9 protein-coding genes and 1 pseudogene are annotated in these 11,694 nt (G+C 64.4%); 3 read left to right on the top strand and 7 right to left on the bottom strand.

Translation table 11 applies throughout. The features are described from left to right. Positions 1–59: 59 nt before the first annotated feature. From E2K76_RS17405 to E2K76_RS17390, 4 genes are read right to left on the bottom strand one after another with little or no spacing between them, the layout of a single operon-like run. Positions 60–1,169: a mandelate racemase/muconate lactonizing enzyme family protein gene (locus E2K76_RS17405; protein WP_136685723.1), complete on the bottom strand. Its 1,110-nt coding sequence runs from the start codon at positions 1,167–1,169 to the stop codon at positions 60–62. Between the two features lie 5 nt (positions 1,170–1,174). Then, positions 1,175–2,647, bottom strand: a complete 1,473-nt coding sequence (locus E2K76_RS17400; RefSeq protein ID WP_136685722.1) for an NAD-dependent succinate-semialdehyde dehydrogenase — start codon at positions 2,645–2,647, stop codon at positions 1,175–1,177. Next, positions 2,647–3,867, bottom strand: a complete 1,221-nt coding sequence (locus E2K76_RS17395) for an iron-containing alcohol dehydrogenase (RefSeq protein WP_136685721.1) — start codon at positions 3,865–3,867, stop codon at positions 2,647–2,649. Before E2K76_RS17395 ends, E2K76_RS17400 begins: the two co-directional genes overlap by 1 nt. Next, positions 3,864–4,859 (bottom strand): Ldh family oxidoreductase, encoded by a 996-nt coding sequence (locus E2K76_RS17390; RefSeq protein ID WP_136685720.1) that lies wholly within the window; start codon positions 4,857–4,859, stop codon positions 3,864–3,866. Before E2K76_RS17390 ends, E2K76_RS17395 begins: the two co-directional genes overlap by 4 nt. Before the next feature lie 83 nt (positions 4,860–4,942). On the opposite strand from E2K76_RS17390, the gene E2K76_RS17385 reads away from it, so the two are divergent. Next, positions 4,943–5,620, top strand: coding sequence for a GntR family transcriptional regulator (locus E2K76_RS17385; RefSeq protein ID WP_136685719.1), 678 nt, complete (start codon positions 4,943–4,945; stop codon positions 5,618–5,620). Positions 5,621–5,677: 57 nt separating this feature from the next. Continuing rightward, positions 5,678–7,288, top strand: coding sequence for an ABC transporter substrate-binding protein (locus E2K76_RS17380; RefSeq protein WP_136685718.1), 1,611 nt, complete (start codon positions 5,678–5,680; stop codon positions 7,286–7,288). Positions 7,289–7,500: 212 nt separating this feature from the next. Here E2K76_RS17380 and E2K76_RS17375 read toward each other — a convergent pair. Further along, positions 7,501–8,279 (bottom strand): annotated as a pseudogene (locus tag E2K76_RS17375) (IS5 family transposase); the annotation flags it as partial. A gap of 196 nt (positions 8,280–8,475) precedes the next feature. Beyond that, on the bottom strand, positions 8,476–9,552 hold the full coding sequence (locus tag E2K76_RS17370) for a hypothetical protein (RefSeq protein WP_136685717.1): 1,077 nt from the start codon (positions 9,550–9,552) through the stop codon (positions 8,476–8,478). 198 nt (positions 9,553–9,750) lie between these two features. Between E2K76_RS17370 and E2K76_RS17365 the strand changes: the two genes are divergently transcribed. After that, positions 9,751–10,746: a tyrosine-type recombinase/integrase gene (locus E2K76_RS17365; RefSeq protein WP_136685716.1), complete on the top strand. Its 996-nt coding sequence runs from the start codon at positions 9,751–9,753 to the stop codon at positions 10,744–10,746. Between the two features lie 275 nt (positions 10,747–11,021). Here E2K76_RS17365 and E2K76_RS17360 read toward each other — a convergent pair. Then, the coding region (locus E2K76_RS17360) for an IS3 family transposase (protein ID WP_136685715.1) at positions 11,022–11,694 on the bottom strand (673 nt) is incomplete at its 5' end.

Below are 11,694 nucleotides of genomic sequence, written 5' to 3'. Positions count from 1 at the left end.
TCTCCTCCCCTATGGCTTGGCATCCACGCCGGTCCCTCCTCCAAGGGACCGGCACGGCGTCAGATCGGCAGCTTGCGCCGCATCAGTTCTTCTTCGTCCATATCCACGCCAAGACCCGGCGCCTGCGGCAGCGCGAACCGCCCGTTGTCGGGCTTGGCGTAACTGCGGAACACCGGCGCGCCGCGTTCCCACATGTCGGCCAGCTCCACGGGACGCGTCAGATGCATCACGGTGGACAACACATGCAGGTTCGCCAGATGCCCGATGGCGGGCTGGGTCTGGTGCGGCACCAGTTCGACCCCGTGGGCATGGGCCAACGCCGCGCATTGCATCATGCCCGTGATCCCGCCCATTTTCACGATGTCGGGCTGGATCATCCGCACGCCGGCCTCGATCAGGTCCTTCAGCGCTTGAAGGGTATAGGTCTGCTCGCCGGCCGAGACGGTGATGTCCAGCCGCTGCGCCACCTCTCCCATGGCGCGGACGTGGTAATGCTGCACAGGCTCCTCGAACCAGCTGTAGCCGAGGTCTTCCAGTGCCCGCCCGACGCGGATCGCGCCGCCGACGGAATAGCCGTTATTGGCGTCGAAGCCGATCACCGCATCGGGGCCAAGCAATTCGCGCACCGCACGGGCCTTGGCGATGTCGCCGGGAATATCCACGTCCAGCCTGGTGCGGTCGCCGTCCCAGCGGATCTTGACCGCAGCGGGCCGGTCGGTCTCCACGCGGCGGGCAACCTCGGCCACCACCTGATCAACCGTCCGCGCGGCATTGCCGCCGATGGAGGCATAGCAGGTGAACTCGTCCCGCCACGCCCCGCCGAGCAGTTTATGGACCGGCTGGCCCAGCAGTTTGCCTTTGATGTCCCACAAGGCGATGTCCAGCGCGGCAAGCGCCGCGGTCACAGCGCCGTCGGGCCCCAGCTTGATGCAGCGATGCATCAGCGTGTCCAGCAGCACAGCGTGATCCAGCGGGTCCTTGCCCACCAGATACGGCACCATGTCCCGCGCGATGATCCCGAGCGAGGCAAGCCCGCCGTGCATCGGCGATGCCTCGCCCCAGCCCGTCGTGCCGTCCTCCAGCTCGATCTTGACGAAGGCGCTGCGGGGCATCCAGCCGGTGCCCGCGCCCATGGTGACCTGAAACGGCTCGACCGATTTGATCTTCATGCCGGTCACCAGCTTGCGGCGATGTATTTGACTTCGCAGAATTCGAGGATGCCGTGATGCGCGCCCTCGCGGCCAAGACCGCTCTGCTTGGTGCCGCCGAAGGGGGCTGCCGGGTCCGACACGACGCCGCGGTTCAGACCGACCATGCCGCTGTCCATCGCCTCGGACACGCGGAGACCGCGTGCCAGATCGGTGGTGTAGACGTAGGAAATCAGGCCGTATTCGCTACCGTTCGCGGCCTCGATGGCCTCCTCCTCGGTATCGAAGGTGAAGATGGCTGCGACGGGGCCGAAGATTTCCTCGCGCGCGATCTCGGCATCGGCAGGCACGCCGGTCAGCACGGTCGGCGGGAAATAGTAGCCGTCGCGGTCCAGCGCCGTGCCGCCGGTCAGCACCTTGGCGCCGCGACCCTCGGCATCGCGGACCAGCCCGCCGATGCGGTCCATCGCGTCCTTGTTGATGACGGGGCCACATTGGGTGGCCTTGTCATAACCCGTGCCCACAACCAGCGCACCCATCCGGTCCGCCAACCGCCGCGCAAAATCATCGGCCACACCGCGCTGGACGTAGAATCGGTTGGCCGCCGTGCAGGCTTCGCCCCCGTTGCGCATCTTGGCGACCATCGCGCCCTCGATCGCGGCGTCCATGTCGGCATCGTCGAAGACGAGAAACGGCGCGTTCCCCCCAAGCTCCATGGAGCAGGAGATGACGCAATCCGCCGCCTCGCGCAGCAGCTTGCGGCCCACCTCGGTGCTGCCGGTGAAGGACAGCTTGCGCACGCGCGGGTCGTGCAGCATTGCACTGACCGTCGCGCCGGATTTACCGGTGGTGATAACGTTGACGACGCCCGCAGGCACCCCCGCCTCGGCATAGATCGCGGCAAGGGCATAGGCGGTCAGTGGCGTTTCCGTTGCAGGCTTCAGAACGCAGGTGCAGCCTGCCGCCAGCGCGGGCGCGATCTTGCGCGTCGCCATCGCAGCGGGGAAGTTCCACGGCGTCACCAGAACCGCAACGCCCATCGGCTGATGCTGCACGATGATCCGGTTCGCCCCCGAGGGCGCGTGATAGATCTCGCCGTTCAGACGCACGGCTTCCTCGGCGAACCAGCGGAAGAATTCAGCCGCATAAGTGACTTCGCCCTGTGCGTCGGACAGTGCCTTGCCGTTCTCCAGACTGATCAATTCCGCCAGCATGTCGCGGCGTTCGATCATCAGCTCGTAACAGCGGCGCAGGATCTCGGATTTCTTGCGTGGCGGTGTGGCCGCCCAGGCGGGCAGCGCCTCGTGCGCGACGCGCACCGCGTCCATCGCATCGTCCAGCGAAGCATCGGCCACATCGGCGATCTTCGCCCCGGTCGAGGGGTCGAACACGTCGAGCCGCCCCGATCCCTTGCGCCATTCGCCCCCGATCCACAGGTCGGTCGGCACGTCCTCGATGGCAAAGCCCAGCTTCGCGCGGATGTCCTGCATGGCGTTCATCAGATCGTCTCCATTTCCAGAATGGGTTGGTCGAGGCCGTCCAGGCGGCCCTCGAAAGCCGCCTCGACCAGTGCCAGCATGGTGGCGGGGCCAAGGGGGCGGGGATTGTTTCGGACCAGACGCGCGCTAAGGAACGCCTTCTCTGCGATCTGCGGAAGCTGGTCGGGGGTGATGCCCAGATCGGCCAGCGTGCGCGGAATGCCGACATCGGCGAACAGCCGTGCCACCGCCTCGACGGCATCCGATGCGCCCATTGCGGCGGCGATGGCAGCCATCTGCGGTTCGCAAGCGGGACGGTTGAAGGCCATGACATAGGGCATCATCACCGCGACCCCGATGCCGTGCGGCGTATGGGTCAGCGCACCCACCGGATACTGGATCGCATGGGCCGCAGCCGTCCCTGCGCTGCCGAAGGCCAGCCCCGCAAGTGTCGCGCCCATCATCATCCCCTCGCGTGCCGCAAGGCTCGCATCCGGTTTGCAGGCGGCCCGCAGGTTGGCCGAGATGTGGCGGATCGCCTCCAACGCATGGGCGTCGGACAGGGTGTTGCGCCCGACGAAAACCCGTTCGGTCGAAAGCGTCGGCGCGGGGTCGAAGGCAGCGGCCGTCAGCGCCTCGATCGCATGGGTCAGCGCATCCGCACCCGAGGCTGCGGTCAGTCCCGGCGGGCAGGTCAGCGTCAGTTCGGGATCGCAGATCGAGGTGTGCGGGATCAGGAACGGGCTAGAGATGCCGATCTTCATCTCGCGCCCCTCATCCGCCAGCACGGCAACGGGCGTCGCCTCGGACCCCGTCCCCGACGTGGTGGGCATGACGATCAGCGGCAGCACCGGCCCCGGCACTTTGTATTCGCCGTAATAGTCCGACGCCTGCCCGCCATGCTTCAGCAAGAGCGCGATGACCTTAGCGGCATCAAGACAACTTCCACCGCCGATGCCCACGATGACCTCGGCCCCCTGCCCCGCCACGACGCCCGCCGCGATGCAGGACAGCGGCAGCTCCGCTTCCACCTCGGAAAACACGGTGACAGCAACGCCCCGATCCTCCAAGGACTTGCGCATCGCCGCCATCTCGGGATCGCCCGCCATCCGCGCATCCGTCACGACCAAGGCGCTGCGGCCCAACTGCGCGGCATAATCGCCAAGCGCATGGCGCTGCCCCGCCCCGAAAATCAGGTTCGCAGGTGCGCGCGTCACACCGAACATGGTTGCATTCTTCATTCTTCCCCTCCCGCAAGTTCGACAATCCGGTGCCAGACCTCGTCCGCGACGGGCACACCCGACCGCAACCGATCCTCCCGACAGGCCCGCCCCCGTTCGCCGGGGATGAGGACACCGTTCGCCCCTTCGACCGCAGGCATGGCCCGCAGCTCCTCCAGATATCCGCGCAGATCGACGGCAGGACCGTCGATCAGGATGAACACGTCGCCCTTGTTGCAGACGCGGTCGTCGTCCAGCGTGCCCTGCACCGCCCGCCCGATGGCCGATTGCGCCAGCGTCGTCACCAGCAGTTCGAACGCAAGGCCGAGCGCATAGCCCTTGGCCTGCCCGAACGGCGCGATGGCCCCGGATTTGGCGGCAGTGGCGTCGGTGGTCGGACGCCCCTCGGCATCCAGCGCCCAGTGGTCAGGGATCGGCTGGCCGCGATTGGCGTGATCGTAGATTTCGCCCATCGAGACGACGCCCGTGGCCGTGTCCATCATGAACACCTCTCCCGCGCCGACCGGAACGCCGATGGCGATGGGGTTTGTGCCGATCATCGCGCGCCGCCCGCCCCACGGATGGACAAGCGCTTCGCTGGTGGACAGCGCGATCATGGTCAGACCGTCGCGTGCCGCAGCCTCGGCATAATAGCCCAGCATTCCGATGTGGTTGGAATTGCGCACCCCCGCGACGGCAATGCCGGTCCGCGCCACGCGGTCCTTCAGCGCAGCCACAGCCGACAGCGCGACGACTGGCCCGAGGCCCCGCCCGCCATCGACATCCAGATACCCCTCGGCCAGCCATTCGTGCCGACCTGTTGCGGCAGGGTCCGTCACGCCATTGGCGATCCGGTCGATGACCCGCGGCAGCCGCAGCAACCCGTGCGAGGGAACGCCCCGCAAATCCGCCTCCAGCAGAAGATCGACCTGCTGGCGGGCATTTTCTTCTGGCGCAACGCGGACCAAAGCGCGCATCGCAACCCGGCGTAAAACTGATTCTTGGATGTTCATTCGGTTATCATATCCGATACGATATGGTATTGATAGGTGGACGCTAGGGTGATATGCAGGATCAAGTCAAGAGGTTTGGAACCATGGCCGCCAGAAATACCGCCCCGCCGAACACCGAGCTGGCACGCCCCGCGCGTCTGGCGGACGAGGTTTACAACGCCCTTTACGCGCGCCTGATGTCGCACGAGATCCCGCCGGGACACCGCATCGGCATTGACGGGCTTTCGCGCGCCTTGGGCGTATCGCAAACCCCCGTGCGAGAGGCGCTTTCGCGGCTGGAGGTGCAGGGCCTCGTCGTGAAGGAGCATCTGATCGGATACAGCGCCGCAACGCAGATGGAGGATGACCAGCTGCGCCAGCTTTACGAACTGCGGCTGCTGCTGGAACCTTTTGCCGCCGCCCAGGCCGCCATCCGCATGACGGCGACCGACAAACGTCGTCTTGCCGCCGTGAACGACGAGATGCACCGCATCACCGCCGTTTCCGAACGCCGCGGCTATGCCGATTTTGCCAGAAAGGACGGCCAGTTCCACGACATGATCTGCGCAGGATCGGGCAACCACCTGCTGCAAGAGGCGATCGGGCGGCTGCACACGCATGTGCATCTGTTCCGCCGGTCGTTCCACGCACAGACCACCAGCGTGACCAATACCGAACATGACGCCATTCTGGCCGCGATACGCGACGGCGATGCCGCCGGCGCCGAAGCCGCGATGCGCGTTCATATCGAGACGTCGAGCAAACGATTCATGGAGAGTTGATGCCGCCCGCGCCGTCTGAGGAGAACGGCACGGACACGGCACGCGAGGGAGGAAAGCATGACGAAATTCTCAAGACGGGCCGTTCTGGCTGGCGGGGCGGCGCTTGGCGTCATCGCCGCGGCACCACGGCCCGCAAAGGCGGCAGCGACGCGGCAGAACACGATCAGATACGGGGCAGCGGTGCGGTATGCCACGACGCTTGACCCGTCCTCGGTCAAGATCGCAGGTCCGGTGCAGGTCGGCATCTGCCAGATCTTCGACACGCTGGTCAAATCGCCCAGCGGAACATTCGCCACGACCCCCGAACAATTCGAACCGCTGCTTGCCGAACGGTGGGAAACCAACGAGACACGCACCGAATGGCGATTTTTCCTTCGTCGCGGCGTGCAATTCCACAAAGGGTACGGAGAGTTGACGGCCGCCGACGTCGCGTTCGTCTTTTCCCGACACCTCGACCCCACGATCCTGACCTATACCAAGACGAGCTATTCCAACATCGCCGCGGTCGATGCCCCCTCCTCGCACGAGGTCGTATTTACCCTTCATCGGCCCGACCCCCTGTTCTGCGACTGCTTGACGCCGACGGGTGCCTATATCTATTCGCGCAAGGCATATGAGGAACTGGGCGAGGCAGGCTTTGCCTACGGCCCCATTGGCAGCGGTCCCTATCAGGTCGAATCCGCCGGACCCGAGCAAAGCGTGCTGTTGGCGGCCAATCCCGATTACTTCGACGGTCCTGCCCAGATCCCCTATTTCCGCATGGACTTCATCGCCGACACAACGGCCCGAACGCTCGCCTTTGCCTCGGGCGAGGTTGATGTGATCGAGGGTGCGCGTTCGCCCGGCTGGGCGACGGCACTGGCGAACTGGGCGCCGGAGACGCAGTTCGATTTCACCCGTCCGGGCAGCCATAACTATCTGGAATTGAACCTGACCCGCCCACCGCTGGACGATCTGCGGGTGCGCCACGCCCTTCGGCTGGCAATCGACGCATCGGCCATCGCCGGTGCGTTCGGTGACTTCGGCCAACCCATGCTGGGCATCATCGCGCCGGGCATTCCCGGCACCCTTTTGCCGGAACAGAATGCCGATGCGGATGTGCCGGACAAGATCGCCAAAGCCCGCGAGCTTCTGGCCGAGGCAGGGTTTCCAAACGGCCTGTCCATTCCCTGCTATACCAGTGCGCGGGAGGATTATGCCTCGATCATGCTGATGCTGCAGGAACAACTGCGTGCAGCGGGTATCACGCTCGACCTGCAGATCGTGGATCATGCGACCTTCCTTGCCGACAACCGCCGCGACAAGAACAACCTGACGCTGACCTCCTTCACCTATCCGCCGGTGCCGACGCGCCCGTTCCAGGACATGCTGGCGGGGTTCTCCGTGGTGAAGGCGGATGGCAGCGGCGGGAGGAACCTGAGCCATTACGGTGTGGCGATCCCCGGCTGCGACGAGCTGCTGAACAAAACGATGGATGAAGCAGATTTCGAGAAACGCGCCGAGCTCGCGAACGAAATGGAGGTCCGGGTCCATAAGGATGTCCCGGTCATCCCGGTGATCACACTATCATACATCGTTGCAAGAAGCCCTCGGATCGATCTCGGCTATCAAATTTCAGCTGGTCACCCATACTGGCGATATGACAGGGCGCGGTTCGCCGAGGTTTGAGACAGAGGACGAGATTGTGCGCCGAACACAACTAAAATTTGCCATCGGCATGTTATTCGGCGCCCATTCTCCAAGACCTAGCAATCGTACCGCTCAGGTCAGGATGGATGGTCCGCCTATTTTTGACAACTTTTGCGGAATGCATTTGCGATGGTGACCAGCTTTCTGACAACGGCGGTGATGATGACCCTGTGGTTTACCTGCCTAGGTAATGTTAACAAATGACGGAGCCATAGTCTGATGCAGGCTATGACGACGAAACCGATGAAGCTGCCTGCGGTCTTGTCGTAGTGGGTTGCGAGCCGGCGACTGTTCTTCAGCTTGTAAAAGCACCGCTCGACCATGTTGCGCAGAGTGTAGATTGTCATATCGACACTCTTGCGAACCTTGCGGTGCTTGCGCATCGGGATCATCGTCAGGGCGTTGCGACTCTCGGTATCTTCGCGGATTTTATCAGAGTCATAGCCTCTGTCGGCGACCAGAATGGCGGGCTGCGGCAGGTTTTCGGCCATCACCAGATCATAGCCGGTGAAGTCGGAATCCTGCCCCGGTGTGACCTCGGTCCTCATCGGGAGGCCAGCACCGTTGACGCGCAGATGGATCTTGGTCGAAACCCCACCTCTTGAACGGCCAAGAGCCTCTTTCAGAGTCCCGCTTTTGCGCCCGGTGCATGATGATGCGCCCGCATCAAAGTGCTGTCGACCATCTGCAGCTTGTCCGGCGCAACTCCAGCATGGTTGAGAGCGTCCAAGATGTCCTCCCACAGCCCTGCCAACGTCCAGCGGCGGAACTTGAGGTAGACCGACGACCACTTGCCGAACTCTTCGGGCAGGTCACGCCGAGCTGCACCAGTTCGCGCAATTCAGAATATGCCATCCAGAACAGGATGATGTTCCGCAGGTCTACGCCCGTTCGGGCGACGAACTGAACGAATAAAGCCTTCGAAGAAGGCTGAGTCACCGTCGGATATAAGGTTGCGAGCTAAGATCACCTCCCACGTAGAGATGAGCTTGAATCACAGGACCCGAGCCAGCAGAATCCCTTTATTCAACACGACCTAGTCCGGTCGCGGGTCAGTTTGTCGAGCATGTCAGTGCCAGTATGTCTAACGGTCCACCCCAACTCGGCCTTCCATATCGGATGAGTCCCGAGGTTATCTAACTCAATTAAAGGCCCCCAAGTCCACATCACGTTCCTGCCGCCCAGAGACGGAACCGCCCGCGTCCGGTGATCTCGCGCACCAGCCCCCGCGCCAGCAGCTTTGGGAGCAGGCGCTCGGCGGTGTCGCGGCTGACACCGGCGGCGGTGGCCAGATCTTCGGCAGTGGCATAGGGGCGGGCGGCAAGCGCCGAGATCACGCGCCCTGGATTGGCGCCGCCGAGATTGGCCACCCCGGCCAGCGCCCGTTGCTGCCAGAGTGCGACGCGCTCGAGCTCGGCGAGGGACGTCAGGGCGCCGTCGCGGATCTCCGCCAGCCAGAGCGCGAGCAGATTCTCGACCGCCCCGCCCCTGCCCCAGGACAGCCCCCGCGGCGCGAGGGGCACAAACGGCAGCGCGCGATTTTCCAGAGCGGCGGCGCGGCCCGCGCCGGTGGCGGCCTCGATCACATCCTCGGGTGCCGACAGGCCGGCCAAGCGCCAGGCGCGCAGCCCAAACAGCGCAGCAGTGAGGGGATGCGCGGGGCCAAGCCGATCCAGCGCCGCCCGCCAATCGGCCTCGGCTGCCTCAAATGCCGGACCGATCGGGCGCACCTCCGGCAGCCCGGGCTCGATGTCCCGCCCGGCCCCGTTGATTTCGTGCAAACCCAAAAAGCGGCGCAGATCACCGGCGGCTCCCGGTGGAGTACAGAGCCGGCGCAGCGCCCAACGGGCGCGGCCCAATACCCGGGCGCGTTCGGGATCGCCGCCGGCGGCCAGCATTGACCGGCCGATCCGGTCACGGTCGAGCCAGACGCCTTCGGCGCGGCTCATCGCCTCCACCTCCCGATACGCCAGGCGCTGGATCGCCCCGGGCCCCAGCCGGAACACTGCTTCATCGAGACGTCCGACTGCTTGGGCCGTCCGCGCCAGATCGGCGGCCAACGCGGCTTCGGCGGCGCGCCAGGCTCTCGGATCAAGCAGGTCGCGGCGATCGGCGCGAGGTAAGGGCAGATCCCATACGTCACCGCTGTCTGCCTCATCGGTCTCCGGGGGGTCATAGAGGGAGGTCCGCGACCAGCGCGGATCGTCATCAGACCATTCAGGAACAATGCGGTGCGAGTTCATATCCGCAGTTTAATCTCGTTATGCGGTTTATGTCGATATCCATCAATGCAACTCATTTGTCACGATAAGTATCCCTTATCATGACTCTTGCTTTCACGCCCGTTCGCCCGCATCCTCGGGCAGGAAAACCCGCTCCGGAAATTGCCTTTGACCCGTCCTGCTCTCCCATCCGCCGTCTCCGCTCTTGCCCTGCCCGAGATGCAGGCCGACCTGACCGAGCTATACCGGCGCGGCACCCCGGAGAACACGCTGCGGGCCTGGGAGCGCGATCTCGTCTACATCGCCGCCTGGAAGCGGCTCAGCTTCGGGGCCGACCTGGTCTGGCCGGAGGGCGATGCCGTCGCCCTGCGCTTCGTCCTCGACCACTCCACTGCGTTAAAGGACCCGAGGCACCCGGCGCAGGCCGTGGCAATGGCGCTGATCGCGCAGGGGCTGCGCCGCAGTCTTGCCTGCCCTGCCCCGGCCACCCTGGACCGCCGCATCGCCAGCTGGAGGGCGTTTCACCGGATGCGCAACCTGCCCTCCCCCTTCGAGGCCCCTGTCGTGGCACAGGCACGGGTGAAAGCCCGACGCGCGACGGCCCGGCCCCGCAAGCCGAAGTCGCCGCGGCCGATCACCCGCGACGTTCTCGAGGCGCTGCTCGCAACCTGTGATGCCACCCCCCGCGGCATCCGCGATCGCGCCATGCTGATGCTGGCCTTCGCCTCCGGCGGCCGGCGCCGCAGCGAGGTGAGCGGCCTCGATCATGCGGATATCGACGCCAAAGACTGGAAAGAGAAGGGCGTGCTTTGGCTGCGGTTGCTGGAAACCAAAACCACCGGCAAGGACGCAGCGCCGCGCCTGCCCCTGAAAGGGCGGGCCGCCGCTGCCCTACAGGACTGGCTGGATCTCGACCCGGACGCCAGCGGCACCTTGTTCCGGCCCGTTTCGCGCTCCGGGCGGATCCTGAAACGGCGGCTGGCATCCGACGCGCTACGGGTGATCTTGCGGCATCGACTGGCTCTGGCAGGGCTGCCTCAGGATTATGCCACCCCGCACGGGCTACGCGCCGGGTTCCTGACCCAGACAGCGCTTGATGGCGTCCCGCTGGCGGCCGCTATGAAACTCTCGCTGCACAGCTCGGCCTTGCAGGCACAGCGCTACTACGCGGATGTGGAGATCGAGGGGAACCCGGCGACGGATCTTCTCGGTTGAACTCCTCACTTGGAGAGATTGCTTTGAAAAATGGAGGCTCCGCACGGTGCGCGGTCGCGGTCGGTATGCGCGGCAGCACCACTGTATAGGCAGAACACTTACGATCGAATGCACCCAACTATATGTCCATATTTGATAACAATGGAATTCTTTAGCTGTTGGGCCCATGCCAGGGTCAGGACGCATTGATTTGCGCTTTTGTGCGTGACTCACGGCTTCGAAGTGGAGCGGTGACATGAGCTACTCCCCGATCCTTGGACAGATTCCCGGCTGATTTAAGCTACTGCCCGCGCCTGCTGATCGGTTTCGATGCTGTTGAAGTAGACCACGGCAGGCGGCTGCCCGCCATGGGCAGTGTGTGGCCGCCGATGGTTGTAGAAGGTGATCCAATATCCGATGGCGGCCTTTGCCTGTGATCCTGTTTCCCAGGCGTGCAGATAGACGCATTCATACTTCAGCGATCGCCACAGGCGCTCGATGAAGACGTTGTCGATGCAGCGGCCTTTGCCATCCATCGAGATCCGGGTGCCAACGCGCTTCAGGCGGTCAGTCCAGGCGAAGGACGTGAACTGGCTGCCTTGATCGGTGTTCATGATCTCGGGGGCGCCAAAGCGGTGGATGGCCTCGTTCAGCGCCTCGACGCAGAAGTCAGCCTCCAACGTGTTCGAGATGCGCCAGGCCAGGACCTTGCGTGTGAACCAGTCCATGATGGCAACCAGATACAAAAAGCCGCGCCGCATCGGCAGGTAGGTGATATCGGCGCACCAGACCTGGCTTGGGCGATGGACACGCAGTCCGCCCAGCAAATAGGGATAGGTCTTGTGCCCTTTTCTCGGCTTGCTGGTGTTGGGCTTCTGGTAGATCGGCATCAAACGCATGAGCCGCATCAGCCGCCGGATGCGCTTCTGGTTCACACCGTGCCCCTCGTTTTGCAGATGCCAGGTCATC

It is taken from the genome of Falsirhodobacter xinxiangensis (genome assembly GCF_004959935.1).
Taxonomy (GTDB): Bacteria; Pseudomonadota; Alphaproteobacteria; order Rhodobacterales; family Rhodobacteraceae; genus Falsirhodobacter; species Falsirhodobacter xinxiangensis.
This window is presented reverse-complemented; position numbering and strand designations above follow the sequence as displayed.

Excerpts from the sequence above, each read along its gene's own strand:
- E2K76_RS17405 (WP_136685723.1), bottom strand. The coding sequence starts at position 1,169 with ATGAAGATCAAATCGGTCGAGCCGTTTCAGGTCACCATGGGCGCGGGC.
- E2K76_RS17400 (WP_136685722.1), bottom strand. The coding sequence starts at position 2,647 with ATGAACGCCATGCAGGACATCCGCGCGAAGCTGGGCTTTGCCATCGAG.
- E2K76_RS17395 (WP_136685721.1), bottom strand. The coding sequence starts at position 3,867 with ATGAAGAATGCAACCATGTTCGGTGTGACGCGCGCACCTGCGAACCTG.
- E2K76_RS17390 (WP_136685720.1), bottom strand. The coding sequence starts at position 4,859 with ATGAACATCCAAGAATCAGTTTTACGCCGGGTTGCGATGCGCGCTTTG.
- E2K76_RS17385 (WP_136685719.1), top strand. The coding sequence starts at position 4,943 with ATGGCCGCCAGAAATACCGCCCCGCCGAACACCGAGCTGGCACGCCCC.
- E2K76_RS17380 (WP_136685718.1), top strand. The coding sequence starts at position 5,678 with ATGACGAAATTCTCAAGACGGGCCGTTCTGGCTGGCGGGGCGGCGCTT.
- E2K76_RS17370 (WP_136685717.1), bottom strand. The coding sequence starts at position 9,552 with ATGAACTCGCACCGCATTGTTCCTGAATGGTCTGATGACGATCCGCGC.
- E2K76_RS17365 (WP_136685716.1), top strand. The coding sequence starts at position 9,751 with ATGCAGGCCGACCTGACCGAGCTATACCGGCGCGGCACCCCGGAGAAC.